The 26,089-nt window shown below is 44.3% G+C and carries 26 protein-coding genes; 21 read left to right on the forward strand and 5 right to left on the reverse strand.

Annotated features, from left to right (window positions below; translation table 11 throughout):
* The first annotated feature begins 150 nt into the window (after positions 1-150).
* From M886_RS00065 to M886_RS00075, 3 genes are all read left to right on the forward strand, one after another.
* Complete coding sequence (locus M886_RS00065) at positions 151-969, forward strand: ABC transporter ATP-binding protein (protein ID WP_015411195.1); 819 nt, start codon at positions 151-153, stop codon at positions 967-969.
* 95 nt (positions 970-1,064) lie between these two features.
* Positions 1,065-1,859 carry a DUF1638 domain-containing protein gene (locus M886_RS00070; RefSeq protein WP_015411196.1) on the forward strand — a complete coding sequence of 265 codons (795 nt, stop codon included), beginning with the start codon at positions 1,065-1,067 and terminating at the stop codon, positions 1,857-1,859.
* Positions 1,860-2,120: 261 nt separating this feature from the next.
* Positions 2,121-2,927, forward strand: a complete 807-nt coding sequence (locus M886_RS00075) for a DUF1638 domain-containing protein (protein WP_048044931.1) — start codon at positions 2,121-2,123, stop codon at positions 2,925-2,927.
* Between the two features lie 44 nt (positions 2,928-2,971).
* Here the strand turns inward: M886_RS00075 and M886_RS19485 are convergent, their stop codons facing one another.
* The gene (locus tag M886_RS19485; RefSeq protein WP_084685117.1) at positions 2,972-3,448 is read right to left on the reverse strand and encodes a histone H1-like repetitive region-containing protein; all 477 of its coding nucleotides are present in this window, start codon (positions 3,446-3,448) and stop codon (positions 2,972-2,974) included.
* 281 nt (positions 3,449-3,729) lie between these two features.
* Between M886_RS19485 and M886_RS00080 the strand changes: the two genes are divergently transcribed.
* The 3 genes from M886_RS00080 to M886_RS00090 all read left to right on the forward strand — a co-directional run bounded on the left by M886_RS00080 (position 3,730) and on the right by M886_RS00090 (position 8,296).
* Positions 3,730-5,553: a glycosyltransferase family 4 protein gene (locus tag M886_RS00080; protein WP_080925741.1), complete on the forward strand. Its 1,824-nt coding sequence runs from the start codon at positions 3,730-3,732 to the stop codon at positions 5,551-5,553.
* A gap of 144 nt (positions 5,554-5,697) precedes the next feature.
* Positions 5,698-6,690 (forward strand): galactose-1-phosphate uridylyltransferase, encoded by a 993-nt coding sequence (locus tag M886_RS00085; RefSeq protein ID WP_048038140.1) that lies wholly within the window; start codon positions 5,698-5,700, stop codon positions 6,688-6,690.
* A 436-nt stretch (positions 6,691-7,126) separates the two neighbouring features.
* Positions 7,127-8,296, forward strand: a complete 1,170-nt coding sequence (locus M886_RS00090; protein ID WP_048037966.1) for a glycosyltransferase family 4 protein — start codon at positions 7,127-7,129, stop codon at positions 8,294-8,296.
* A gap of 153 nt (positions 8,297-8,449) precedes the next feature.
* Here M886_RS00090 and M886_RS00095 read toward each other — a convergent pair whose 3' ends face one another.
* From M886_RS00095 to M886_RS00105, 3 genes are all read right to left on the reverse strand, one after another.
* Positions 8,450-9,085 (reverse strand): DUF2150 family protein, encoded by a 636-nt coding sequence (locus M886_RS00095; RefSeq protein ID WP_048037916.1) that lies wholly within the window; start codon positions 9,083-9,085, stop codon positions 8,450-8,452.
* A gap of 71 nt (positions 9,086-9,156) precedes the next feature.
* A complete protein-coding gene (locus M886_RS00100) occupies positions 9,157-9,606 on the reverse strand; it encodes a UPF0179 family protein (RefSeq protein WP_048037915.1) in 450 nt (149 codons plus the stop codon).
* Positions 9,607-9,902: 296 nt separating this feature from the next.
* Entirely contained in the window at positions 9,903-10,973 is a 1,071-nt protein-coding gene (locus tag M886_RS00105) for an NAD(P)-dependent glycerol-1-phosphate dehydrogenase (protein ID WP_011032541.1), read from the reverse strand.
* A gap of 1,006 nt (positions 10,974-11,979) precedes the next feature.
* Between M886_RS00105 and M886_RS00110 the strand changes: the two genes are divergently transcribed.
* The 15 genes from M886_RS00110 (at position 11,980) to M886_RS00170 (ending at position 25,648) form a co-directional block, all read left to right on the forward strand.
* A complete protein-coding gene (locus tag M886_RS00110; protein ID WP_011032542.1) occupies positions 11,980-12,837 on the forward strand; it encodes a DUF63 family protein in 858 nt (285 codons plus the stop codon).
* Positions 12,838-12,903: 66 nt separating this feature from the next.
* Entirely contained in the window at positions 12,904-13,644 is a 741-nt protein-coding gene (locus M886_RS00115; protein WP_048050431.1) for a stage II sporulation protein M, read from the forward strand.
* A gap of 306 nt (positions 13,645-13,950) precedes the next feature.
* Positions 13,951-15,114 carry a formate--phosphoribosylaminoimidazolecarboxamide ligase family protein gene (locus tag M886_RS00120; RefSeq protein ID WP_015411206.1) on the forward strand — a complete coding sequence of 388 codons (1,164 nt, stop codon included), beginning with the start codon at positions 13,951-13,953 and terminating at the stop codon, positions 15,112-15,114.
* 279 nt (positions 15,115-15,393) lie between these two features.
* Entirely contained in the window at positions 15,394-16,620 is a 1,227-nt protein-coding gene (gene eif2g / locus M886_RS00125; protein ID WP_048051595.1) for a translation initiation factor IF-2 subunit gamma, read from the forward strand.
* Positions 16,617-16,982 carry a PIN domain-containing protein gene (locus M886_RS00130; protein ID WP_011032546.1) on the forward strand — a complete coding sequence of 122 codons (366 nt, stop codon included), beginning with the start codon at positions 16,617-16,619 and terminating at the stop codon, positions 16,980-16,982. Before eif2g ends, M886_RS00130 begins: the two co-directional genes overlap by 4 nt.
* 61 nt (positions 16,983-17,043) lie before the next feature.
* On the forward strand, positions 17,044-17,628 hold the full coding sequence (locus tag M886_RS00135; protein ID WP_011032547.1) for a DNA-directed RNA polymerase: 585 nt from the start codon (positions 17,044-17,046) through the stop codon (positions 17,626-17,628).
* A 28-nt stretch (positions 17,629-17,656) separates the two neighbouring features.
* Positions 17,657-17,842: a transcription elongation factor subunit Spt4 gene (spt4, locus tag M886_RS00140; protein WP_011032548.1), complete on the forward strand. Its 186-nt coding sequence runs from the start codon at positions 17,657-17,659 to the stop codon at positions 17,840-17,842.
* Between the two features lies 1 nt (position 17,843).
* A complete protein-coding gene (locus M886_RS00145) occupies positions 17,844-18,431 on the forward strand; it encodes a GTP-dependent dephospho-CoA kinase family protein (protein WP_011032549.1) in 588 nt (195 codons plus the stop codon).
* On the forward strand, positions 18,412-18,717 hold the full coding sequence (locus M886_RS00150; protein ID WP_011032550.1) for a 30S ribosomal protein S24e: 306 nt from the start codon (positions 18,412-18,414) through the stop codon (positions 18,715-18,717). The genes M886_RS00145 and M886_RS00150 overlap by 20 nt, the downstream gene beginning before the upstream one ends.
* Positions 18,718-18,738: 21 nt before the next feature.
* Entirely contained in the window at positions 18,739-18,888 is a 150-nt protein-coding gene (locus M886_RS00155; protein WP_011032551.1) for a 30S ribosomal protein S27ae, read from the forward strand.
* A gap of 686 nt (positions 18,889-19,574) precedes the next feature.
* The gene (locus M886_RS18480; RefSeq protein ID WP_155395182.1) at positions 19,575-19,712 is read left to right on the forward strand and encodes a hypothetical protein; all 138 of its coding nucleotides are present in this window, start codon (positions 19,575-19,577) and stop codon (positions 19,710-19,712) included.
* Between the two features lies 1 nt (position 19,713).
* The gene (locus tag M886_RS18485; protein WP_155395183.1) at positions 19,714-19,875 is read left to right on the forward strand and encodes a hypothetical protein; all 162 of its coding nucleotides are present in this window, start codon (positions 19,714-19,716) and stop codon (positions 19,873-19,875) included.
* Positions 19,876-20,256: 381 nt separating this feature from the next.
* Entirely contained in the window at positions 20,257-23,331 is a 3,075-nt protein-coding gene (locus tag M886_RS00160) for a tetratricopeptide repeat protein (RefSeq protein ID WP_048038323.1), read from the forward strand.
* 81 nt (positions 23,332-23,412) lie between these two features.
* Positions 23,413-25,101: a bifunctional N(6)-L-threonylcarbamoyladenine synthase/serine/threonine protein kinase gene (locus M886_RS00165; protein ID WP_048039371.1), complete on the forward strand. Its 1,689-nt coding sequence runs from the start codon at positions 23,413-23,415 to the stop codon at positions 25,099-25,101.
* Positions 25,094-25,648, forward strand: coding sequence for an XTP/dITP diphosphatase (locus M886_RS00170; protein ID WP_048046322.1), 555 nt, complete (start codon positions 25,094-25,096; stop codon positions 25,646-25,648). The genes M886_RS00165 and M886_RS00170 overlap by 8 nt, the downstream gene beginning before the upstream one ends.
* 66 nt (positions 25,649-25,714) lie before the next feature.
* Here M886_RS00170 and M886_RS00175 read toward each other — a convergent pair whose 3' ends face one another.
* Positions 25,715-26,074 carry a hypothetical protein gene (locus tag M886_RS00175; RefSeq protein ID WP_011032555.1) on the reverse strand — a complete coding sequence of 120 codons (360 nt, stop codon included), beginning with the start codon at positions 26,072-26,074 and terminating at the stop codon, positions 25,715-25,717.
* Between the last annotated feature and the right edge of the window lie 15 nt (positions 26,075-26,089).

Here is a 26,089-nt window from a genome sequence, read left to right on the forward strand (position 1 = left end):
TAAAAACATATGAGTCGGAAACCAATGAATGAGAAATTAATAAGATAATGAATGGGAAATTAATAAGAGTTCCGCGGAAATAACAGCCGGATTGCTGGCCTAAGTTAAATGCTGCTAAAATTAGGATTCCAAACTCAAAAGATGGTACCAATGACTGAAAAACTGAAAAATGCAGGAACGGAAAATTCTCCTGCCCTGCTGGAAATGAAAAATGTTACGGTTGTCAGGAGCGGGAAAAAGATCCTCGACTCCGTATCTCTTTCAATAGAGAAAGGAGAACACGTGGCAATCATAGGGCCCAACGGTTCGGGAAAGTCTTCCCTGATAAAAACCCTGACAAAAGAATACCACCCTCTGGCAGGAGCAGAAGGGCTTGTGCTGAAAATCATGGGAAAAGAAACATGGCACGTTTTTGACCTCAGAAAACTTCTCGGGATTGTTTCCGGGGAACTCCAGCAGACATGCTGCCGCGAGATCACGGTCTTTGATGTGATACTTTCCGGGTTTTTCAGCAGCATAGGAATATACTACAACCACAAAGTTACCCCTGAAATGGAAGCCAGAGCAGAAGAAATCCTTGAATTCCTTGAGATTTCTCACCTCTCAGACAGATTTATGCACGAACTTTCAACAGGAGAAGCAAGAAGAGTGCTTATAGGTAGGGCCCTTGTGCACGACCCACAGGCCCTCATCCTTGACGAGCCTGCAAACAGCCTTGACTTAAAAGCCATGCACAGTTTCCGTGAAAGTGTCCGGAAAATAGCCGGCTCGGGGAAAAATGTAATCCTTGTCACTCACAACCTTCAGGACGTTATCCCGGAAATAAGCCGGGTGGTCCTTATAAAAGAAGGGAAAGTCTTCAGGGACGGAAATAAGGAAAAAGTCCTTACAGACGCAAACCTCTCCGAGCTTTTTTCTCTTCAGGTAAAAGTCCTGGAAAAAGATGGCTACTATCAGGCATGGAGCTAAAAGGAACAGGAAATTAAAAAACCTTGTTTTCAGCTAAGAGTTATTAGCTCTCCCGATAAGGATATTTATTAATAGTCCCTGGTTGAGCCTGTATTATGACTGTAATGGGCATAATCGGCTGCAGGGTATTCGAGGACGAAATTGTCCACGTACTTTCAGGTGACCCTGAAGTGGAAAGGGTTTACCTCGTAAAAAACAAAGAAAATATAGGCCTCCAGGATAAACTTAAAAATCAGGGTCTTAGACCTCTGGCACTGCCTGTCCATGAAATAAAAGCCTGCCTCAAGAAAAGTGACGGGTTCAGTGTCATCGTCCAGCTTCAGGAGATAGGACTTCATTCAGACCCTTCCAGGCTCAAAAACAAAACATATACAAACCTGAGCCTTATGTCCGGTTTTACAGACGGAATTCTCCTTTTTTACGGGCTCTGCGGGCATGCTTTTTCAAAGATGCGGAAAGATTTTGCATATACAGGGTGCTCTCTACAGCTTCTTCAGGACAGAAGCACAGGAGGAACAGCCCGGCCTCTTGACGACTGTATTGCAGCAGCCCTTGGAGGCAATTCCCGCTATCGGGAAATTCTTAAAAGCTATAGTGATACCTTTTTTTTAACTCCGATGTGGGCAGTAAACTGGAAAAGCGCTTTCGGGACATTTGAAGGAATGATAGGGGGCTTTGAGTTCACCCCGGAAAACCTGAGAGAACTCGGGTATCGAAAAGTAGCACGAGTCAATACAGGGCTCTCCTACGAACCTGATTTTGAAAAAAAGATAGAGGAATTTGCTCTTAACTTCGGTTTTGAGATTATAGAACTTGAAGGCAGCACTGAAATTGCACAAAAATCATACAAAATGATGCAGAATATGCTGCTCAGGCCGCTTAAAACTTGAGAATGTTTCAGGCCAGCTTTGAAATTAGAAATTGTCCTGAAAGCATTATACCGGGTTATTGAAATATACCTGAGGATTAATCAGTATATTTTTTTAACGCTCAGATATATAAGCAGTGCAATATATTTCTCATAGAGAGATATCTATTAAAAATAGGAAAATATTATTCCGGACACATGCTGGTTGCATGAATTGTTTCAGGGACCTCCCTATCAGTTTTTAAAAAAGAAATAGTAAGTTGCACGTGCCAGAGGAGCTTACATGCCGGTAATAACCATTTTAGGGTGCAGGATGTTCGAAGACGAGATAATGCACCTTCTGGAAAACGATCCCGAGATTGAAGAAGTGCTTGTAGTTGAAAATGAAGACTGCGTGGGCATAATGAAAAAGATGGCTGAAGCAGGACTTGCATATACTGCTCTTTCCCCCGAGAAAATCCCCGAAAAGTCTTCAGAGGCAGGAAAAGGCCTGACCCTGATAGTTTATATGCTTGAGCTTGCCCTCCACGCAATCCCTGAAAACCTTAAAAAGACCGTTTACTCAAAAGTCGAGCTTATGTCTTCCTGTTCGGACGGGATTCTGCTATTTTACGGGCTCTGCGGAAACGTGCTCGGGAAAATAGAAGAGGATTTCAAAGACCTTGGCTGCCAGGTCTGCATACTGAAAGAAGAAAACGGAGAAATCGTTGACGACTGCATAGGAGCCGTTCTGGGTGGGAGGAAACAATACCTTGAAGTCCTGAAAAGCTGCAGAGGAGTAGGAACCTTTTTCCTGACACCCATGTGGGCTGTAAACTGGAGGGAAATGATAAGAACCTCAGGTCTGAGCCAGAACCCTGATGATATATCCATGTCAAAGTTCGTCTTTGATTATGCAGGCTACAAAAGAGTTGCAAGACTGGACACGGGACTGGCTTATGAAAAAGATTTTGATGCCTGCGTAAAAGAATTCTCAACACTCTTTGAGTTTGAAGTTACGGAACTTGAAGGGACTTTACACCTGATAGAAAACTGTTACGCAAAAACAAAAGCCTCGGTATTCGAAGCCTGCCCTCGCTCGCAGGCCTGAAGCCTCTTATCCGAAAAGCTTTTTCCCGGCTCTATTTTCCCGCCTTAGCCGGGCTTAAGTTTCCCGGCCCTTATCCTGTTTATTTCCTCCTTCCTGCTTATACCCTTCCTGCTTATACCCTTCCTGCTTATACCCTTCCTGCTTATACCCTTCCTGCTTATACCCTTCCTGCTTATACCCTTCCTGCTTATACCCTTCCTGCTTATACCCTTCCTGCTTATACCCTTCCTGCTTATACCCTTCCTGCTTATACCCTTCCTGCTTATACCCTTCCTGCTTATACCCTTCCTGCTTATACCCTTCCTGCTTATACCCTTCCTGCTTATACCCTTCCTGCTTATACCCTTCCTGCTTATACCCTTCCTGCTTATACCCTTCCTGCTTATACCCTTCCTGCTTATACCCTTCCTGCTTATACCCTTCCTGCTTATACCCTTCCTGCTTATACCCTTCCTGCTTATACCCTTCCTGCTTATACCCTTCCTGCTTATACCCTTCCTGCTTATACCCTTCCTGCTTATTCCCCCTCCTGCTTATTCCCCCTCCTGCTTATTCCCCCTCCTGCTTATTCCCCTCCTGCTTATTCCCCCTCCTGCTTATTCCCCCTCCTGCTTATTCCCCCTCCTGCTTATTCCCCTTCCCGCCCATTCCCTCTCCCTGTTTATTCTCCTTCCTGCTTATTTCCTGAACTTCCCGTCTTCATCAGTTTCCTTTATCAATTTATAGAGATAATAAATATTAACAGCAAACTAAAAATTAACACAGAATTTAACAGTAAAAAGCCTGAGGGGGAATTCAGGAATTGGGAAACCATTTCATAATTATTGCAGGAGAAGAGGCAGGGCCTGCATCAAACAAAATGGGCGGGATCTGGAACGTCATTGACGAAGAAGCGCATACTCTGGCATCACTTTTTGATTCCGGAAAAATAAAAGCAAAAGAAAATACGGAAATCCTTGTCGCAGGCCCTTATTTCGGGCACAGGGGCGCAGACTGGAACCGTGGCCTGAATAGAATTACTGATATGGAAGGGCTTGCCCCTCTGAGTTCGGACGGGGAGCTGGAAAAATGCCTGAAAACCCTTGAAAGCGAAGGCATTAAGGTCTTCACAGGAGAGGAAATGGCAGGAGAGACCAGGATAGGCTACCTGCAGTTCCAGACCTCGGATTATGGGAAAATTCGCTCATCATATATGGGAAAAGAGATGACTCTCGAAAGCCGCATCAAAGCCGAAGCCTATGAGCTTCTGGGGCTTGATTCCCTCAAATATGAAAGCCTTCCAAACGGTGCGGAATATACCCATTACCTTTCCCTTTCACACTCAATTTCAGAGCTTATCCGGCTTCTTATCGGTTCGGCTCCAAGAACTGCAGACACCTGGGCAGAAGAAGGTGCTGGCAAGGACCTTATTCCCTGTCCCGGGATTTCCCTTCACTGCCACGAGTTCGGGACATTTTATGCGCCTGCAAGACTTAAAAAACTGGGGATCCCGATAAATACCGTTGCGACTCTGCATGCAACCCTTCCGGGCAGGGCTGCAGGATACAGCTCCATTCAAAAAAGGAGAAACAATGACAGTACATGGCCTCCTGGTGTGCCTGAAAACCTTGCCTCACTAGAAGCCCTTGCCCTGTATGCGGACACCGTTACTGCAGTAGGGGAGTCTACCCGCCAGGAAGCCAGGCTTTTTTACGGGATAAACGGGATTGTCATCAGAAACGGGATAACCATTGAGTCCGAAAAAATAGACTGGAACAGAAAAGAACTATGCCTCTCAGGGATCAGAAATTTCCTCTCCGAAAACCTGTACAGGTATTACGGAGGGGAAAAAATCGAGCCCGAAAAGATCATCCCTATTTTCACAATCTCCCGAATAGAGGTTGAAAATAAAGGATACCCTGACCTTCTGGACTCCCTTGTGGCTCTTGAACACATAATAAGGAACAGCATTCTGGAAGGGCATATGGAAGAGAAAATAAAGGTCATCTGCTTCCTTGTAACAGCAGAAGGCCCGAAGGCTGACCTTCCCGAAGGATTTCCTGTGCACCTGCCAAAAGATGTGCTTGTGGGAAACGAACTCAGGCTTCAGCAGATGATAGAAGAAAGAGGGCTGGATTTCCCAAAACTTGTAAGAGGGAAGCATTCAGTTGCTGCTGTCCTCTACCCCCAGATAATCTCAGAAACAGACGGAGGGCTGGGTATGGGAGTAAGGGACTTTATGGCAGGCTGCTGTGCCGGGGTCTTCCCCTCTCGCTATGACCCTTTCCTGCTCACAGGGCTTGAAGCAGGAAGAGAAGGGACACCAAGTGTGGTAAGCCGGGTCTGCGGCTTCAGCGATGCCATAAAAACCATCGAGTCCCTGATAGAGGGCCTGGGTGGAGTGATAGTGGTGGACAACATAGACCTCTCCTATTACGAAACAGTCCTTGAATATGCCCTGGCAATCAGTTACTTTACCAGAAACTTCGTAGACGATAGAGTAAAATACAAACTGCTCTGCAGGGAAGCTTTTCTCCTTGCAAAGGACATGGATTGGAGAAAGCCAGCTGAGCAATATTATGAATTGATCAGCGGAGCACACTTCTGTATGCGGGAAAATGAAAACCCCGCAAAAAGCAAAAAGTAAACAGGGACAGGCGGAAAAAACTGGCTGAAAGAAAAGGTTGAAAAAATTTATTGAAAAGCTGGCTGAAAGAAGAAGGTTAAAAGAAACAGATTGAAAAAGGCAAGCCGGAAGGAAAAATTGAGATACATATATTGAGGTCTCAGGATGTCAGAAATAAGAAAGCATTATTTCCTCTGCGAATACTGCATAATTGCCAAAGAGAGGGCAAAAAGGCCTTCAGACTTTGCAGTGGCATCCGGGGGTTCCGGAAAAAACGGTTCTGGAAACTGTGTATTCTGCGAGGGAAATGAAGAAAAAACACCTCCTGCAACTGCTGTATATAAGAATGGGGAAATCTTTGCCGATACAGGGGAAAAAAGAATATCCGGCTGGGATTTCCGCTGTTTTCCAAACCTTTACCCTGCACTTTCTCCTTTTTCAACCCTGCCGGAGTCCCGTGAAAAAGACCCTGAAGTTATTCCGGGATTCGGCTTCCATGAAGTGATAGTTGAGTCTCCTGTGCACGGGAAAAGACTTGAGGACTTTTCGGATGCCGAAATCTCAGGTCTGATGAATGTCTACAGGGACAGGGTATGCCACTACGCGGCTCATGAGAAAATCTCTTACGTATCCCTTTTCAAAAACTCCGGAAAAGAGGCAGGCGCTTCCCAGGACCATCCTCACAGCCAGTTAATAGCCCTGCCGGTTTGCCCTCAGCTTGTTGAAAAGGAGCTGGCATCCATAAGAGGTTTGAAAAACTGCCCTTACTGCACTCTCCTTGAAAAAGAAAGAGTTTCCCCGCGCTTTATCTTCGAAAACAGCGGTTTTATAGCTTTTGCCCCTTATTACTCAACCGTGCCTTTTGAGGTATGGATTCTTCCGAAAAAACACATAAACTTTCTTGGAGGGCTCGATTCGGGGCTCCTTTTTGCCCTTGGAGAGATATTAAGGGATGTGCTCGGAAGATATTCAAAAGTACTTGGAAACCTGTCCTATAATTATATGTTCTATCAGCTTTTTGAAACTCCGGAGTATCATCTGAACCTCAGGCTGCTTCCCAGGCTTTCCACAGCTGCGGGATTTGAACTTAACACAGGGATTTACATTAATACCGTTTCTCCCGAAAAGGCAGCTTCATACCTTAAAGGAAATGAATGAGCCATCTGAAAATAAGTTCAGAATATATAAAAACGGGGTGAAAGGCTCAAACCCTAAACATGTAGAAAAAACCAGAGATATGTTTATGTATAATAAATAAGGAATAAAGTTAGGGAAATATAGAGATTACATCTTTAACAGGAAAAATTGCCCTGTAACAGGTAGTTATATTTAGATAAAATTATTTAGATAAAATTGGTTGGACAAAATCTTTTGGACAAAAATCCTGTTACAAATAGAGTGCGAGAAGGATTTTTTAAGAGGGGAATGCGCACGGAAAAATTAAGTAGGAAAAGGCACAACCTGAGTTTACCAATCCGGAAAATAAGTCTGTTCCGGTAAACTGGAAGGTTTGAACAGGACGGGCTGGGGGAAGCCTGTAACTTTTGAAAAACCGTGGTATCCTTCACTTAGACAAAAAGGAACAAGTGAGTTTATGAAAAAAATTCGAATAGGAATGTTTAGTTGGGAAAGTTTGCATTCAATACGTGTTGGAGGGATCGCCCCTCACGTGTCCGAACTCTCCGAGGCCCTTGTAGCTGAGGGGCATGAGGTTCACCTATTTACCCGAGGTCAAGAAAATAATGATGATATAATTAACGGAGTCCACTATCACAGGATCGCATGCGACCGGACTGGAGGAATAGTGGAACAGATGAACAGGATGTGTGACGGCATGTACTGCCGTTTCCTGGATGTCCGGGAAAAGGCAGGAGAGTTTGATGTCCTCCACGGGCACGACTGGCATCCTGTAAATGTTCTCTGCAGAATTAAAGCCCAGTTCGGGCTGCCATTTGTCCTGACCTTCCACAGCACGGAATGGGGGCGCAACGGAAACCGCCACGGAGACTGGTGGGAAGCAAAAGAGATCTCACACAGGGAATGGCTTGGAGGCTATGAAGCTTCCGATGTAATTACGACTTCCAGAGTTTTGAGAGAGGAAGTCCAGCACATATACAAAATTCCCGATTACAAGATGTGGGAAATCCCTAACGGAATAAATGTGGGAAAAATAAAAAGACAGGTTGACCCTGGAAAAATAAAAAGAAACTATGGTATACACCCCTGTCTTCCTGTGGTGCTTTTCACCGGGAGGATGTCCTATCAGAAAGGGCCTGACCTGCTTGTTGAAGCCGCAGCAAAAGTCCTGAGGAAGCGCGATGCCCAGTTTGTTCTCATAGGAGAAGGAGAGATGCGGACCCATTGCGAATACCAGGCTCAAAAGCTTGGGATTGGGAATTCCTGCAATTTCCTCGGCTACGCACCTGACAATACCCTTATAGACTGGTACAATGCCTGCGATCTTGTATGTGTCCCGAGCCGGAATGAACCCTTCGGAATAGTTGTGCTTGAAGCATGGGACGCACAAAAACCGGTCGTTGCGAGCGATGCAGTCGCCCTTGTCGAAAACTTCAGGACAGGAATCATTGCTCATAAAGAGCCATCTTCCATTGCCTGGGGCCTCAACTACGTACTTGAAGGGCTCGGCCGCAACAGGATGGGAGAAAAAGGTTACGACCTCCTGAAAAAGAGATACAATTGGGAGACAATAGCCAGAAAGACCATTGAAGTATATGAAAAAGTTATGGAAAAAATGAGTATTTAAAGAATTATAAAAAATTTAAATTTTTGGAAAAATTAAATACTGAAAACCCTGAGCATTTTAAATCTGGAATATTTAATAATTCAGGTCACTGAAAAAAAGATTTAAAATGTTTGAAGAAAAGTGTAAGAGGAAGATGTGGTGTAAATAAAGACGTTATATTGCATCGTCCTCGTCATCTTCATCGAATTCTTTATAACTGTCGCTTCCTACCATTGCTGCTGAGATAGAATCAATCCCGTCAAGCCATTCTGCAACAATTCCGTATGGAAGATCAGCCATTAATTCTTCCGGCAGGGTCTGCCCTTTGAGCACTATTGCACCGCACTGTGCAGTGTAATCAAGAGCGAGTTCAAGGTTATCCGAGGCTTCGGCATCGATTGCTGCTTTTATAAGCTCATTGATATCTGCTCCTTCCTCGTAGTCGCCCATGACATAGCATTCAAAGGCCACAAGTGCGCCCATTAAAGAGGTCTGTACAGAATCAATCATAAGGTCAATATCCTCGGAAATAGGTTCGACCTCGGCAAGAACGATATCCCTCATCTCCTCAAGAATCTGTAAAGCCATTTCTTTGGAGAGCATCTCCTTTTCAAAGCGTGCGGTTACTTTCAGGCAGGCAAGAATTACATCATCTACCATATTAACGAATACAGCACTTTCCTTGCCGGCTTCTTCTTCGGACTCTTTGATCTGAAAACCGCTTTCCTTTGCCCGTCCGAGCCAGTTTTCCCAGCGCTTTTGGGTATAAAATTCATAGGGGAGGACCTGGTTCATTTCATGTTCAGGCACTTTTAACACCGCTTATAAACCTTTTTTATTATTAATCAGTCTTACTATTACTAAAAGGTGTTTGTTTATGTTCACCACGCAAGCTTTACCTTTTTCAAGGAAATGCCGGCTTCGCATTTTGAATCAAGGCTCTCGAGGACCTCTACAATTTTGCATTTGTCCCCTTTTATAAGCCCTTCAGGGTGGCATGTCTCATACTCAGCACACTCTCTCTTGCCACATTTGGCGGGCTCATACATAATTTTTGCCCCTTGAACTGCTTTTCTGGACTCCACACTTGTTGTGATGGGAGCCCTGCTGACATCCACCGCAAGAACCCCGCTGTCGTGCAGGAAACATTCGTGTATATCCTGGCTTTTAATTCTAACAACTTTATACCTGCGCCCGGGTTCAAGGTTAAGGCAGGTGTTCTTCAAACGGCATTTCTTACATTCAGGCATTTCACCTTTGAATATGAATTCCAGACCTTCCCTTGCCAGCCGTGATCCGATGAGTGTTATTTTGGTATCGCTTTCTGTCATAATAGTTCTTCCATTTAAATTTTTTTCGGGCCTTTTCTGAGTTTTCAGGATATACCTGAGTTATCCCAAAAATTTTGAGTCCGGTACTGAATCCTGGCATGAAATAAGGCTTTAGAGTTGGATTATCCCGAATAAGCCGAATTCATCAACCAGATAAATCATTTGAATTTGAATGAACAATTGATCATGATTAAATCGAATCCTGCGTTAAAAGATTCTGCTTATTTATAGCATATTGCTTCGTGATGTTTTGGAGAATTGATAATTTTCTATTTCAGCCTGAATAAAACAACTTTTCAATTTATGACCTTTGTGATTCTTGCAACTTTCTCAGCTGCCGAGAGCGTCAGACCATTTCCGAGAATGGTGTATCTGTCCGGGCGGATGCTGTGCGCCTGCAGGAGCGCTTCAATTATATATTTATCCTCTATGCCGAGCTCTTCAGCATTCGTGGGAGCCCCGATTTTTTTCAGAGCATCCCTGATCTCCTGCCAGTTTCCTCCGTGCAGGTACATCATCATAATTGTACCAACCCCGCACTGCTCTCCATGAAGCGCAGCCTTTGGGGCAATCCTGTCAAGGGCATGGCTGAACATATGTTCCGATCCCGAAGCCGGCCTTGAAGAGCCTGCAATACTCATTGCGACCCCGTTTGAGACCAGAGCTTTTACCACAAGCCTGGCTGAAGTCTCATGGTCTGGCTTTATTGAATCGGCGTTTTCTATTACCACCCTTGCTGCCATTCTGGAGAGGGCAGCAGCGTATTCCCCGAAATACTCGTTTCGGAGACGGCTTGCAAGCTCCCAGTCCAGGACTGCGGTATAATTGGAAATGATGTCTCCACAGCCCGCTGCAAGGAACCGGTACGGAGCGGCCGAAATAATTTCAGTATCCGCAATCACAGCAAGAGGTGCCTGAGCCTGTATGGAAGCATTTTTTCCGTTGTCTATTACCGAGGCGCGAGAAGATGCGATGCCGTCATGAGAGGCTGCCGTGGGCACGCTGATAAAGGGAATTTCAAGCCTGGTGGAAGCGAGTTTTGCAAGATCGATAGACCTGCCGCTTCCCACCCCGAGCAAAAAGGTCGCTTCCGTATTCAGGGCTTTTTCCATTAATTTATCAACTTCTTCCATGGTTGCCCTGCACGTAAGGACCGTTTCCGTACTGTTCCCTGCGTCCTCCAGAAGTCTGCTGACTCTTTTGCCTGCAACATCCTGAGTAGTGCTTCCGGTGACTATCAGCGCATTTCCTTTGAGTTTCAGATCCCTGCAGACATCTCCCACTTCTTCAAGGACGCCGTGCCCGACAAGCACGTCTCTTGGAAGCTGCATCCATTTTGCGCTGTTTTTATTAATGGTCAATTTCATACCCGCATGAATTTTTGATCGTGATAATGATAATTTATAATAGAGTTAATTAGAGTTAATTGATTGAGTATATAAACCCGGCTTAAACCATCCAGTCAGTGAGTAACCCGCTTGCCGGGAATAATAAATGCACTGTTATGTCAAATATCTATATTTATAAAGTATTTAACACCAGCAGATATCTGCCAGCAAATATCTATAAACTGAAGCTGCGGATAATAATGCTTGCAGAATACATAGGTAACTTACGAAAGATAGTATACATAGTTTAATAGGGAAACTTAATTCTTTAACTTAATCTCAAAAGAAATAAAGGAATGACTCGGGTAATTAAAACCTGAATTCTTTTTCTGGTTTTCAGTCCGTTTGGTGTTTCAGTCCGTTTGGTGTTTCAGCCTATTTGGTGTTTCAGCCTATTTGGTGTTTCAGCCTATTTGGTGTTTCAGCCTATTTGGTTTCTCAGTCATTGGTTCTTCTTCCGGAAATGTCAAATTTCAAAGCCTGTTTCAGGCTAAATGCAGATATTTTTCCAGAACACAGGCGTTTATTCAGGGTAATTTACTTAAACCAATTCTCTCTATTGACATGTCTATAAACACTTACTTAAAACACTTACTTCAGATGTCTATTAGCACTTATTTGACATGTTTATTAACACTTACCGCAGATGTAACTGCAAAGGTGAATTATAAAAAGATAGTTATATAATACACATATAATATAAGACTCTCACAATATGTTTGCTTTTTATCAAAGTTGAGCCTGGAGAAAGCAAAGAGATATCTGTAATTAAACCGAACACGGTTCACGGTTGAGCCACCATACCCGGAATTAAAAGATAAATTTATTCCAGATTATAATGCAGTAAACATATTCAGCTATATACTGTGAGTATTTATTCAGCTATATTGTGAGTATTTATTCAGCTATATACTGTGAGTATTTATTCACCTATACTGTGAGTATTAATTGTATCAGGTCATTGCCATTTTAAATGAGTGATAAGATGAGTTTTTTAATGGAAAAAATTTCACAATTTATCAATACCTATTATCTTGACCCCATAAAGGGCGATGAGGGGTATAACATTGTAAACACATTTACCTGGGCAGTGGTACTGGGTATCTGTATTTTCGGGGTTTTCAGGCTTCTTGAAAAGATGGAAGTGAAGATAACCCCAAAGTTCATTCTCTCGCTCCTGCCATTCGTGCTTGCGGGCTCCTCCCTGCGTGTGCTCGAAGACTCGCCTGCTAACATCTTTCACCCCCCTTTCAGCTATTTGCTTATAACTCCGAACATTTATTTCCTGGTCTTCGGAATAACAGTGATCTGCCTGTGGCTCTCAATAAGGCTGCAGAAGGCGGGGCTTGTAAAGGATTATCATCCTGCCTTTGCAGGCTTCGGGCTGGCATGGTTTTTATTGAACCTCGGAGCCCTGCTGTATTTTGAGGACATTGTAGTCCCTTACGTTCCGGTTTTTGTGCTTGGGGCAGGTACAGGGCTAACATTTGTCTTTTATCTGGTTGCCCGACACTTAAAATCCGCGATTTTCACTGATCCCCTGAACCTTTCCATCCTTCTTGCCCATATGCTGGATGCTTCTTCGACATATATAGGGATAGATAAACTCGGGTATTTCGAAAAACACGTGCTCCCCTCATATCTTATTAAACTTACGGATACTGCACTGGTTATGTATCCATTGAAGATAATTATCTTCGTAGGGGTTCTTTACGCACTTGATACCCAGTTCGAGAAAGATGATGAGTCAACCAACCTGAAAATGCTGATTAAAATGGTCATCCTGATCCTCGGGCTTTCTCCGGCAACCCGGAATACAATCCGGATGATGCTTGGCATCTGAAAAGTCAGGAAACAGGTGCCTCGCTGATACCGGGGTTCAATGTGTCAGGTTTTATTGGGGATAAACATGGAAAGAGAAGAAGAATATTCACGGGAAAAAAACGGAGAAATAATAGCAGAAACTCCTGACGGGGGGAAGGAAGAAAAAGCGTACCCTCCGCAAGAGAATGCCTATCTGGCTGGCAGCAGGGAAATAAAATCCCTGCCTGAAGAGAGAGGCGCCTCAAAGATATCAGAATTTACGGGCTACCTGCGCTTCATCCAGCCTTATGTCCTTTTTATTACCTTTGTGTTCTTCGGGGCTTTGCTTGCAGGTTATCATTCATCGGCAAATTTTCCGGAGATGGCGGACCAACTCATGGAAGGGTTCAGTGCCCGTTTTGCACCCCTTCTTGCAATGCCCCCGATAGTCATTATGTTCGGGATATTTCTGAACAATGCCTTTGTAAGCCTGCTTTTTCTTGTGCTGGGGCTTGCCCTTGGCGTCCTTCCTGTACTGTTCATCGCTTTCAACGGGTATATTGTGGGAGTTATCTCGCATATAGTAGCCCAGGAAAGAGGTCTCCTTTTTATAGTCCTTGCTCTCCTTCCTCACGGAATCGTGGAGCTGCCTATGGTTTTTCTGTCAGCCGGAATAGGGCTCAGACTGGGGCACCAGGTTTTTGCCGCCCTTATAGGCAGGCCTACTGAAATAAAAAAAGAATTTAAGGAAGGACTACAATTTTATTTTCGCTGGATTTTGCCACTTCTCTTTCTGGCAGCTATAGTTGAGACCTTTATTACACCTTTGATCCTGAATTTCCTCTAAAAATCAGACAAACAGAGCTGCCGTGAGAGGGCAAACCAGCCCTTCACCATACCTTTATTATATGCCCCCTCAGCTTACCCTATATTTATAAATGATTACTTCTATTAGAAAGGGTTTTAATAGGTAAAGCCGTTAATGGGGAAAAATCCGATCAGAACTTTTGTTTAACAAAATACGGCAGGCTAGCACAGGGACCTGCATTTCAGGAAATACTGCTTCAATACAGATCAAAAATCACACAGGCCAGTGCCTGATCACCATCTCACGGAAGTATCACTACCTCGAAAAAGCTGAGAGATATCACATATGATTGACAGGAAAGAAATAAAGGAAATTGTTGAAGGCTATTACGCGCACGCTGATAAGATAAAAATAGGGGCAATTGCCTCACACTCAGGGCTCGACATCTGCGACGGAGCAGTTGAAGAAGACTTCAGGACCCTTGCAGTCTGCCAGGCAGGAAGGGAGAAGACTTACACTGAATACTTCAGGGCTCAGAGAGACCATTACGGAAGAATAAAAAGAGGGATTGTCGATGAAACAGTTGTATATAAGAAGTATAATGAAATCCTTCTGCCCCAGAACCAGCAGAAACTGGTTGACGAAAAAGTGCTCTTTATCCCTAACCGTTCTTTTACTTCCTACTGCAGCATAGATGAGATTGAAGATAATTTCAGGGTCCCCATGGTAGGAAGCAGGAACCTTTTGAGAAGTGAGGAACGCAGCGAACAGCAGAGCTACTACTGGATCCTCGAAAAAGCAGGGCTTCCTTTCCCTGAGAAAATAGAATCTCCAGAGGACATCAACGAACTCGTAATGGTAAAACTTCCACACGCAGTAAAGAAACTCGAGAGAGGCTTTTTTACGGCTTCAAGCTATAAGGAATACCAGGAGAAATCCGAAGCTCTTATAAAGCAGGGAGTAATTACGCGCGACGCCCTTGAAAATGCCAGGATAGAGCGTTATATTATAGGACCAGTGTTCAATCTTGACATGTTCTACTCTCCTATCGAGCCGAAAATGAGCAAGCTGGAGTTACTTGGCGTTGACTGGCGCTTTGAGACCAGCCTTGACGGGCATGTAAGGCTTCCTGCCCCGCAGCAGATGGCTCTTGCACCTCACCAGCTCACTCCTGAATATACGGTCTGCGGACATAACTCTGCGACACTTCGTGAATCTCTTCTTGACAAAGTCTTCGAGATGGGAGAAAAATACGTAAAAGCCACTCAGGAGCACTATGCTCCTGGAATTATAGGACCGTTCTGCCTCCAGACCTGTGTGGACAAGGACCTTAATTTCTATATTTATGATGTGGCCCCGAGAGTAGGCGGCGGGACAAATGTGCATATGTCAGTGGGTCATTCCTATGGCAATTCACTCTGGAGAAAACCGATGAGTACGGGCAGAAGGCTTGCCTTTGAGATAAGACGCGCTCTGGAGCTCGAGAAGCTTGATATGATCGTCACATAAATTTATTAAGGCTTTCCGGCATTAGTAGATATAAATTGTGCAGAAACCGTAAACTTTAAAAAGATCTCCTGAATCTGCGGGATTCAAACCGTAATGAGATCTCTCTTTAAGTTACAATTACAATAAACCAAGGATCACATAATAAAATTAAGAATCAGACCAGGTTTGGAATTGAAATCTGAAAGCCCCAGGGAAGAAAAAAGTCCTGAAGGCACAGGTTTCGGAAAAAATACTTGCCTTATATCAGATTATTTTCACTCTACTGGAGGAAACTACAACTTGAGTCAGCCCTGTGTTAATATCGGCATGGTAGGTCATGTCGACCATGGAAAAACCACACTTGTTAGAGCTTTATCCGGCGTGTGGACGGATACGCATAGTGAAGAAGTAAAAAGAGGAATTTCGATAAGATTGGGGTATGCAGATTCCTCATTCATGAAATGCCCGAAATGTCCTGAACCTCAGTGTTATACTGTCGAAAAAACCTGCCCTAACTGCGGAGAAAAAACGGAAGAGCACAGGACAGTTTCCTTTGTAGACGCTCCCGGGCACGAAACCCTGATGGCAACCATGCTTTCCGGTGCTGCAATTATGGACGGGGCAGTGCTTGTAATTGCCGCAAACGAAGACTGCCCGCAGCCCCAGACAAAGGAACACCTCATGGCCCTGGACATCATCGGGATTAAAAACATTGTTATAGTCCAGAATAAAATCGACCTTGTGTCAAGGGAAAAAATTATCGAGAACTACCACCAGATAAAAGAGTTTGTCAAGGGCACTGTTGCCGAAAATGCACCTGTAATCCCTATTTCTGCCCAGCAGAATATTAATATTGATATTCTCATCGACGCCCTGGAAACCCAGATCCCGACTCCTTCCCATAAAGTAGATAAGCCAGCCAGCATGCTGATTGCCCGGTCTTTTGACATTAATAAACCAGGTGCTTCAATTGAGGAAATCCGCGGAGGAGTTATAGGAGGAACCCTTACCGAGGGCGTGCTTCATCCCGGAGACGAGCTTGAAATCAGGCCTGGAATAAAGGTCACAACAGAAGGCAGCACCAGATGGATCCCTATTTTGACCACGGTTTCATCAATTTATGCAGGAGCAACAAAGGTAGATGAAGCAACCCCCGGAGGGCTTCTTGCCGTAGGAACTTATCTTGACCCTACCCTGACAAAGGGAGACTCCCTTACGGGGCAGATGGCAGGTGTTCCGGGTACCCTTCCTGAAACAAGGCACCAGTTTGTTATGGAGCTTCATCTTCTGGACAGGGTTGTGGGAGTTACCAGGGAAGAGAAAATTAATGAAATCAAGACCAGTGAACCCCTTATGCTCAACATAGGAACCGCTACAACTGTAGGTGTGGTCACAAGTGCCCGGAAGAATGAAGCTCAGGTGGCACTCAAGCGTCCGATAAGTGCAGCCATAGGAGCTATGGTTGCGATCAGCAGGAGAGTCGATTCCCGCTGGCGGCTCATTGGAGTAGGGGTAATAAAGAGTTGAAAATTATAATTGACACCAACGGATTCATGATCCCTGTCCAGTTCGGAGTGGATATCTTTGAAGAGCTGAAAAGGCTGGGTTTTAATGAGTTCTATGTGCCTGAAGCTGTTGTATTTGAAATAGAAAAACTCATAAAGCGGGAGAAAGGTTCAAACAGGACAGCCGCAAAGGTTGCCAGGTCCATGATGGAAAGGTGCATGCGGATCGCAGGCAAGGGACCTGCTGATGATGTGATCCTCAGGCTCGCAAAAGAGATGGGAGCGGCTGTTCTGACAAACGATATAGGGTTGAAGCGCAGGCTTGCTGAAAGCGGGATCCAGACCATATCCCTGCGCCAGAAAAACAAACTGGATTTTGTTTGAAAAACCCACCGGAGATTCCGGGGCAGCAGTTCGATTGATTAAGTTTACGGGTGATTAGCAGATGTATAAATTAATGAAACTCGTTGATACGGTTCGTATCCCTCCTACCCTTCTCGGGGAAGAAATAATGCCCACTATTAAAAATGCATTAAGGGAGAAACTTGAGGGGCAGGTAGACAAGAAACTTGGCTCTCTCGTTGCTGTTTACAATATTGACGAGGTCGGAGAAGGACATATCCTTGTCGGAGACGGGGCTGTGTACTACGATGTGACATTTGAAGCGATAATGTTCTACCCTGATCTCCAGGAAATCATAGAAGGCGAAGTCGTTGAGGCTGTAGGCTTCGGAGTTTTCATAGGGATGGGACCAATGGACGGGCTGCTACACGTCAGCCAGATCACTGATGATTTTATTTCCTATGATGCGAAAAATGCAAGGCTTGTTACTAAAAGCGGAGGCAAGTCAATTGCCGAAGGCGACCATGTAAGGGCCAGAATTGTCGCGGTCAGCATTAATGAGAGGGAGCCGAAAGAAAGCAAGATAGGACTTACCATGCGCCAGACAGCCCTTGGAAAACTTCAGTGGCTCGAAGAAGCCCGCAGAAAGAAACAGCCTCAAGAAACCCCAGGTGAAGAGGCTGCCTGAGTAAAAAAAGGCAAAAGAGAGGATTGCAATGCCAGAAAAAGTCTGTCGACACTGCCTGAGGGTTCTCGAAGGGCAAACATGTCCTGTTTGCGGAACTTCAGACCTTGCAGAAGAATGGAATGGACTTGTTATTATTCTTGATACCGAACGCTCGGAAATCGCAAAAAGACTCGGGGTTGACATCCCGGATAGATTTGCTTTGAAGGTGCGCTGAGTTGAGTGTTCATATCGAACTTCCGAGAGAACTTCGCCCACTTATGAAAAAACCCCTCGGTATTTTATACAGAGGAAAGGGCAGGGATACGATAGAGAAGTTTGCAGGGGAACTTTCAAGCCCCACAAAACTTATATCCGTAGGGGATGTTACTACCTTCCACCTGCTCGAAGCCGGAATTATTCCGGACATCTGTATTGTGGATGACCGAACCAAAAGGAAACCGGTATCCAGCGATGTTTCGGTCCGGAACAGGGACAAAGTATATGAAGAAGTTTCGGTTGACAATCCTGCAGGAATAATCACCGATGAGCTTATAAGAACTCTCTGCGAAGCGTTTGCTTCGGAAAAGCTTCTCCGCATTTTTGTAAGGGGAGAAGAAGATCTGGCAACCCTTCCGGTAATCCTTCTGGCTCCACCGGGGTCTGTTGTCCTTTACGGACAGCCCGATGAGGGCGTGGTCTTTGTAGAGGTCACCGAGAAAAAGAAAGAGGAAATAAGAGCTCTTTTTGAAAAGCTTATCAGTAAAAATCAGAATAATGAATTGGATAAAATACGGAGAATCCTAGATGGACATAAAGATAATTAAAGACAAAAAGAATCCACTTTTAAACAGAAGGGAACTGGATTTCATTGTGAAATATGAAGGTTCGACTCCTTCCAGAAATGATGTAAGGAACAAGCTTGCTGCAATGTTAAATGCTCCCCTTGAACTGCTGGTTATCCAGAGGATCAAGACCGAATACGGTATGCAGGAAAGCAAGGGCTATGCAAAGCTCTACGAAGACGCAGACCGCATGAAACAGGTAGAACAGGAATATGTCCTTAAAAGGAACGCTGTCCCTGGTTCGGAAACTGAGGGAGAAGAGGCTTAAGCCTTACCGAGGTGTATAAACATGGCAGTAAAAGATTATTACAAAGTCCAGGGCGACTCCGTAACCAGACTCAAACAGTTCTGTCCCAGATGCGGACCCGGTGTATTCCTTGCCGACCACAAAAACCGCCTCGCCTGCGGGAAGTGCGGCTACACCGAATTCAAGAAATAACCCGCAAGGGAAATCATAACTCATTTTTCAACCCGGAGCGCAGGAATTTTCCTGCAGCTCCTTTTACTCAGGTCTTTTTACAGAAGAAAATACCGCATATCTTTTCTTTGGAAGTTTATGAGGTTTTTGAATTATTCAGGGATGTTTTAAATTATTCAGATCCTTTCTTTGAATATTCCAGGATTTTTTAAATTATTCAGATCATTTCTTTGAATTTTTCAGTCTTTTTTAAATATTTCAAGATTTTTAAATAGGTCAGGATTTTTTAAATATTTCAGGACTTTTTAAAGTTTTCGGTCTTTTTTTGAATTTTTTGAGGATCTCTTTGAAACCTTTCAGTTTTTTCTTTCAGATTTCTTTCAGATTTTTTCCGACATTACAGGGCTCTGTTTTTCCTTAAGTAGCCAGAGTTTGCTTCAATATTATATAATTTCAAATCCCAAAAATTACATTATTGAAAATAAATAAATCAGATTTAAGGACTACTTTTATGCAAGATTTTATCTATTTTGTATGCTAATTTCTATTAGAAGTAATATTTCTGATTTTTACCGTCTCGAAAAAACCTGTGAAAAAACCGGACTTAAAAAGAGAGGCAGAAAACTGCTTCGGAATATATCAGAATATTATACTTAAAAAATACATTAAGGAAACAAAGACGCTTTCGGAAAGGATAGGGATAAAATATGCCTGGGGAAGATAAAACAAAAATAGTCAGAGTAAAGAATATTCGCATAAAAAGCCTTAAAGTAAAAGGCCTGAGACCGAAACCTCTTATTATAAGGAACCTGACATTAAGAGACGTCAGGAAAGCAAAGAGGTAACATGTCAGAGAAAAACACAGAAACAAAAATCATCACAATAAAGGAAGCGAACATAAAAAATCTGAAAATAAAGGGCTTGAGACCTGAACCTCTCATCATCAGGAACCTGACCTTAAGAAACGTAAGGCTGATATTCAAACTCCCGCCAGAAAAGAAGAAATAATGGAATTTAACTTCAAGATGTCTGTTTTTATTTATTTTACCGACTTTTATTTATTCTACTGACTTTTATTTACTCTACTGACTTTTATTTATTCTACTGACTTTTATTTATTCTACTGACTTTTATTTATTCTACTGACTTTTAATTTATTCTATTGATTTTTAATTTCAACACTTATTTTTTATTATTTTTAAGGATTGTTAAATCCATTACTGGTCTTTGCTTTTTTTTGCTGAATTTTAATTTTTATACTGATTATTATTTCATTTTATCAGAAAAATCCAAATTATAGATCAGTAACTCTTTTCTGCAATCATATTTATAGCCGGGAGCGTATATAATTTCACACAAATATTTTTAGAAGAGAACTCCCGGGGGAATATGCAGTCTCTTTACGCCAGAGCCTGGTACAGCAAAGCTCTTGCTCTTTTGAATCTCAAAAATCCTATAGGGTCAGAGAAAAATTTTGAAAAAGCTCTCGAGGCTTTTGATGCCCTGCTTGAGATAACCCCTAAGGACACGGTTGCCTGGCAGTACAGGGGAAATATACTCAGATACCTTGACCGTCCTGACGAAGCCCTGGAAGCTTTTGAAAAGGCTCTTGCTTTTGACCCGGAAAACATCCCGGCCCGCTACTTTAAGGGGCTTACTCTGGGGTATTTGAACCTCCCGGAAAAAGCTCTGGAAGCATTCAGAGGAGTAATCGAAAGAGATCCTGAAAACGCAGGAGCACTCTATTACAGCGGGCTTGCTTTAAACCAGCTCTGGAGGCATACTGAGGCAGTCTCAGCTCTTTCAGAAGCTCTTAAAATAAACCCTGATAACCCCGGAGCCTGGTACTACAGGGGGGTATCTCTCTACATTCTGAGAAAATGTATGGAGGCTCTGGAAGCGTTTGAAAAAACACTGGCACTTGAGCCTTCACATGCAGGAGCATGGGAGGGAAAGGCAAAAGCGTATCTATCCCTGGGCAGGAGAAGAGAAGCTCTGAGAGCGTGTGAGAAAGCTATTGAACTTGAACCCTCTTCCGCAGGAGCATGGGAGACCCAGGGTAAAATTCTGAAAGGCATAGGAAGGAGAGAAGAAGCTCTTGGAGCTTTTGAGAAGAGCCTTATACTTGAGCCCATGAACGCAGAAAACAGGCTGGAAAAAGGCAGGCTGCTGGGGAGTCTGGGAAGATGCGGAGAAGCGCTTCTGGAGTTTGAAAGTGTTCTTCAGATAGACAGTTCCCTTACTGAGGCAAAAATCAATAAGGGAAAAGCTCTTCTGGCTGTTGGGAACTACCAGAAAGCTCTCGATTCGTTCAGTAAAACGCTCAAAGAAGGCACGGAAAATTCAGAGAGCTGGGGAGGAATGGGAAGCTGCCTCCTTGCCCTCGGGAAATATTACGAAGCTATGAAGGCTTATGAAAGAGCCCTCGCGTTAGGAACTGAAAATAGCTGTACCCTGAGCGGAATCGGGGAAATCTATTACGAGCTCGGGGATTTGACCAGAGCCCTGGAGTTTTTTGAACAGGCTCTGAGCCTCGATATTGAAAATGCTTTTGCCTGGAATGGGAAGGGAAATGCTCTCTGCAAACTCGGTAAATACAGGGAAGCCCTGGAAGCTTATGAAAACCTCCTTACTCTTGACTATGAAAGCCTGCCTGCCAGATACAATAAAGGAATTGTCCTTTCCAGACTTAAAGCCAGACTAAAGAATTCTGGAGAATCACTTGAAAACCAGTTCCAGACCGCTTTTAAAAAATACCTTGAATTGTCAGGAAAGCTATCTGAGAATAAGATAGGCTCTGAGGGATGGAAATGCAGAGGGCTTGCTTTTGCCGAACTTGGGGAATACGAAGAAGCTATTAAAGCTTTTGACAGGGCAGCAGAGTACAGCCCGGAATATATAACTCCAGCTGTTTACAAAGGAATTTCCTTAATATGCCTTAAGAGATATGAAGAAGCTCTGGTGCTCTTTGAGCAGGCAGAAGAGATTTTTTACACAAACATGGGTGCGGAAGGAAAAGGAGATCCGGATGAAGAAAAAAAGGCAGAAGAATCCTGGATGATGAATTTTGCCATGAATTTTGCCGGCAAAAAGCCCATACTGGAAATTCTCAGGAATGCAAAAGGTTTTGCCCTTGATGCTCTTGGCAGGTACAAAGATGCCCTTGAAGCCTTTGAGGATGCCCGAAAGGTTTCGGGAAACGGAAAAATTTCGTTCTCAGGAAAAGGAATTGTTTTTGCGCACTGCGGAAAATGGAAAAAAGCAATTGAAGAATTCGATAGTGTCCTTATTTTAGATCCTGAAAATGTTCCGGCTTCTGTTATGAAAGCCTTTGCACTCATAAGGCTTGAGGAATTTGGGAAAGCTGCCGAATTCCTGGAGAAATTGACATTAAAAGACTGTGATTCCGACCTTTCCTTATGCCTGCTGGGTTTTGCCTTTTCAAAGCAGGGAGACCTCGAGAAAGCCCTTCGAGCTTACAGGAAAGCAATTGAAGCAAACCCGAAAAACATTCATGCCAGAAACGGGCTTGCAGAGATTTGCTTCATTATTGGGAACAGCACAGGTGCATTAAAGGAGCTTGAAGCTTCTATTGCGGAAGCCCCTGATAATGCATATTCAAGAAGCCTGAAAGGCAGAGTAGAACTTGAAGAACAGGAATGTGAAAACGCCCTTGATTCCTTCAGGCGGGCTCTTACTCTTGATACTGAGAACCAGAGGCTTATGCTCTGGGATGCATATGCCAGGTATATATATGCAGAATCTTTTTTTGATGAAGACAGCGCACGTTTCAGGTACGCCCTTCTTACAGCTGCCGGAAAACTTGAAAAGGCAGCCGTTTGCAGGGAAGCCGAAGACAGTGAACTTAGGGCTTATGCCCTGTATTTCCTAGGGCTTTGCTACTGCAAAGTCCATTATTTCCGAAAAGCCTCGGAAAGGCTCGAAGAATGCCTGAAGCTTGAAAACTCAAAAAAGATAAAACAGCCCGCGGCCCTTCTTCTTAAAAGTATTCGCGCAAAGAAGCCAAAACACGCCTGGTGGGAATGGTGGTTTGCTCCGGGAGCGCGTTCGTTTATTAAAAAAACCGGATTCGGAATAATTGTAGCCCTTATATTCAGCATACTGCTGTCTCACCCCGCAGCTTCGACCCTGCCTTTTATATCCTGGCCTGCGGCTTATATAAGCCAGATTTTCTACCCGGCTGGGGAAAATATAACTTCGTGGGCACTTTATGGGAGAGAGTATGTAATTTCAGTCCTTATCCTGTCTTTCCTTCTTGTCCTTCCAGGGCTCAGTTCAGGAAGCGTGGAAAATGGAGAAATCGAACCTGAAACACTCACACCTCCGTTTCCTGACTTCTACATCCCTGTGTCCGTTCTGGAAGAGTTTACGGAAAGGCTTGAAAAAAGCCTCTTCTCTACGGAGCCCATGAGGGAAAGCATAGAAAAACTTGGAAAATTTTAAAGCAGTAAAAAATGCTCAAAAATATTCCGCAGGTATCAAAAAAGCAAATGTATATAATCCTCTCCTGTATTATCGAAGGCAGTGACAGTAAGCAGAGGAAAAGGACCGGAAAGGAGACCTGAAGCCTTGAAAAAAACATTCATCCTTGGAATCGAAGGCACTGCCTGGAACCTGAGTGCCGCAATCGTGACCGAGACCGAGATCATTGCCGAGGTTACAGAGACATATAAACCTGAAAAAGGCGGAATCCACCCCAGGGAAGCCGCCCAGCACCATGCAAAATATGCGGCAGGCGTTATCAAAAAACTCCTTGCAGAAGCAAAGCAAAACGGGATAGAGCCGTCAGACCTCGACGGCATAGCTTTTTCACAGGGGCCTGGGCTTGGGCCGTGCTTAAGGACCGTTGCAACGGCAGCCAGGATGCTCGGCCTTTCCCTTGGCATCCCGCTTATAGGAGTCAACCACTGCATTGCCCATATTGAGATAGGGATCTGGAAGACCCCTGCAAAAGACCCTGTTGTGCTCTATGTGAGCGGGGCAAATTCCCAGGTAATCTCTTACATGGAAGGGAGGTACAGGGTTTTTGGAGAGACCCTTGATATAGGACTTGGAAATGCCCTTGATAAATTCGCTCGCGGAGCAGGCTTGCCTCACCCGGGTGGGCCCAAAATCGAGGCATATGCAAAAGAAGCAAAGAGATATATCCCTCTCCCGTACGTGATTAAAGGAATGGACCTCTCATTTTCCGGGCTTTCAACAGCTGCAAGTGAAGCCCTGAGAAAAGCCTCCCTTGAAGATGTCTGTTATTCTTATCAGGAGACTGCCTTTGCAATGGTTGTGGAGGTCGCAGAACGCGCCCTTGCCCATACAGGAAAAAAAGAAGTGCTGCTTGCAGGCGGGGTGGGAGCAAACACCAGGCTTCGTGAGATGTTAAATGAAATGTGTGAAGCCAGAGGTGCAAAGTTCTATGTTCCCGAAAAACGCTTTATGGGCGACAACGGGACAATGATCGCATACACAGGGCTCCTGATGTATAAGTCCGGAAATACCATTTCCCTTGAAGATTCGCGCGTAAACCCCAGTTTCAGGACAGATGATGTCAAAGTGACATGGATAAAGGAAGAAGAGATGAAAAAGGTCCCTGAAATCTCCCCTGAAACTTTCTTCAGGATGCCTCCCGGGGAAATTCTCGACAACGGGGCTGAAGCTGTTGTCTACCTTCAAGAGGGACCTGAAGGTAAGAGGGCGCTGGTCAAGGAAAGGGTCCCAAAGGCTTACAGGCATAAAGAGATAGACGAGAGGATAAGAAGAGAGAGGAACAGGACAGAAGCCCGCCTTATGTCTGAAGCCAGGCGCGCAGGCGTGCCCACTCCAATCATCTATGACGTTGAGGAATTCAAGCTTAAAATGCAGTTCATCGAAGGGGTCCCCATAAAGTACCTTATAACCCCCCCACTTTCGGAAAAGGTTGGAGAGCTCGTGGGCAAACTGCACAGTTCAGGCATCGTACATGGAGACCTTACAACCTCAAACCTCCTGCTTGCAGGTGAGAGGCTTTATCTTATCGACTTCGGGCTTGCGTATTTTGACAAAAGCCTTGAAGCCAGAGGTGTGGACGTCCATGTGCTTTTCCAGACTTTTGAGAGCACTCACCGCAACTATGAAGCCCTTGTCAAAGCTTTCGAGAAAGGGTATGCAAGTACTTTTATAGATTCAGAGGATGTACTCAGGCGAGTTGAAGAGATAAAAAAGAGGGCTCGCTATGCATAAGATCGTTTTTGTTACGGGAAATAAAGGCAAATTTGCCGAGGTGAGGGATATCCTCAAGAATTTCGGAATCGAAGCCATCCAGAATAAAGACGGTTATCCCGAACTCCAGGAAGATGAACTTGAACCTATCGCGGCTAACGGGGCACAGTATGTTGCAAACAAACTGAACATGCCTGTAATGGTAGACGACTCAGGAATATTCATAAATGCCCTGAACGGCTTTCCGGGACCCTACTCCCGCTTTGTGGAAGACAAACTGGGGAACCTGAAAGTGCTGAAGCTCATGGAAGGAGAGAAAGACAGGTCAGCGTATTTCAAAACAGTGATCGGATATTGTGAACCGGGACAGGAGCCTCTGGTCTTCCCCGGGGTCGTGGAAGGGAATATCGCATACGAAGAGCGTGGAACAGGCGGTTTCGGTTATGACCCTATTTTCGAGTATAACGGCATGACCTTCGGGGAACTCGGGGATGAAGAGAAAAACAAGGTTTCCCACAGGCGCAGGGCTATTGATAATTTCCTGGAGTGGTTCACAGGCGGGGCGTAAAACCCCTGCACTTAAAAAATTTGAAATTTCAGGAATGACCTTTTCACGTCCCTCAAACTTACTTTTTCACTTTTTCTCTACTGGTTTGTGCCTTACAAGGTCAAGAGCGACATTGAGCTGGTTTAAGCCCAGTTTCAGAGCAGTTGTAATTACCTGGTTATTTGAAGTAATCCCAAGTTCTCTTTTAATGGCGAAGAGATCCATTATACACTGAGGGTCAAGCACCAGAGGGCCATCAAGCAGTTCTTTCGAGACCGGTTTTTTATTTTTAGCTTCTACTTCCTTCAGATCGATTTTGCATTCGTCTTTAGGTTTTCCAGACCCGTTCTCAGCTTTGGATTCTTCGGGTCTCCGCCCGTAGAAGTATTCCATCTGCTGGAGACAGTGAGTCAGGCAAACGCTCTGTATAAATTCCTCAACTTCCATACCGTTAAGAGCTGC

Source organism: Methanosarcina soligelidi (assembly GCF_000744315.1).
Taxonomy (GTDB): Archaea; Halobacteriota; Methanosarcinia; order Methanosarcinales; family Methanosarcinaceae; genus Methanosarcina; species Methanosarcina mazei.

What these genes read in the sequence shown, in the direction of transcription:
- M886_RS00115 (WP_048050431.1), top strand. Translation starts at nt 12,904, where the DNA reads ATGGAAAGAGAAGAAGAATATTCACGGGAAAAAAACGGAGAAATAATA.
- M886_RS00090 (WP_048037966.1), top strand. Translation starts at nt 7,127, where the DNA reads ATGAAAAAAATTCGAATAGGAATGTTTAGTTGGGAAAGTTTGCATTCA.
- M886_RS00100 (WP_048037915.1), bottom strand. Translation starts at nt 9,606, where the DNA reads ATGACAGAAAGCGATACCAAAATAACACTCATCGGATCACGGCTGGCA.
- M886_RS00075 (WP_048044931.1), top strand. Translation starts at nt 2,121, where the DNA reads ATGCCGGTAATAACCATTTTAGGGTGCAGGATGTTCGAAGACGAGATA.
- M886_RS00105 (WP_011032541.1), bottom strand. Translation starts at nt 10,973, where the DNA reads ATGAAATTGACCATTAATAAAAACAGCGCAAAATGGATGCAGCTTCCA.
- M886_RS00085 (WP_048038140.1), top strand. Translation starts at nt 5,698, where the DNA reads ATGTCAGAAATAAGAAAGCATTATTTCCTCTGCGAATACTGCATAATT.
- M886_RS00110 (WP_011032542.1), top strand. Translation starts at nt 11,980, where the DNA reads ATGAGTTTTTTAATGGAAAAAATTTCACAATTTATCAATACCTATTAT.
- M886_RS00175 (WP_011032555.1), bottom strand. Translation starts at nt 26,074, where the DNA reads ATGGAAGTTGAGGAATTTATACAGAGCGTTTGCCTGACTCACTGTCTC.
- M886_RS00160 (WP_048038323.1), top strand. Translation starts at nt 20,257, where the DNA reads ATGCAGTCTCTTTACGCCAGAGCCTGGTACAGCAAAGCTCTTGCTCTT.
- M886_RS00155 (WP_011032551.1), top strand. Translation starts at nt 18,739, where the DNA reads ATGGCAGTAAAAGATTATTACAAAGTCCAGGGCGACTCCGTAACCAGA.
- M886_RS00135 (WP_011032547.1), top strand. Translation starts at nt 17,044, where the DNA reads ATGTATAAATTAATGAAACTCGTTGATACGGTTCGTATCCCTCCTACC.
- M886_RS00065 (WP_015411195.1), top strand. Translation starts at nt 151, where the DNA reads ATGACTGAAAAACTGAAAAATGCAGGAACGGAAAATTCTCCTGCCCTG.
- M886_RS18485 (WP_155395183.1), top strand. Translation starts at nt 19,714, where the DNA reads ATGTCAGAGAAAAACACAGAAACAAAAATCATCACAATAAAGGAAGCG.
- M886_RS00150 (WP_011032550.1), top strand. Translation starts at nt 18,412, where the DNA reads ATGGACATAAAGATAATTAAAGACAAAAAGAATCCACTTTTAAACAGA.
- spt4 (WP_011032548.1), top strand. Translation starts at nt 17,657, where the DNA reads ATGCCAGAAAAAGTCTGTCGACACTGCCTGAGGGTTCTCGAAGGGCAA.
- M886_RS00170 (WP_048046322.1), top strand. Translation starts at nt 25,094, where the DNA reads ATGCATAAGATCGTTTTTGTTACGGGAAATAAAGGCAAATTTGCCGAG.
- M886_RS00070 (WP_015411196.1), top strand. Translation starts at nt 1,065, where the DNA reads ATGACTGTAATGGGCATAATCGGCTGCAGGGTATTCGAGGACGAAATT.
- M886_RS00120 (WP_015411206.1), top strand. Translation starts at nt 13,951, where the DNA reads ATGATTGACAGGAAAGAAATAAAGGAAATTGTTGAAGGCTATTACGCG.
- M886_RS18480 (WP_155395182.1), top strand. Translation starts at nt 19,575, where the DNA reads ATGCCTGGGGAAGATAAAACAAAAATAGTCAGAGTAAAGAATATTCGC.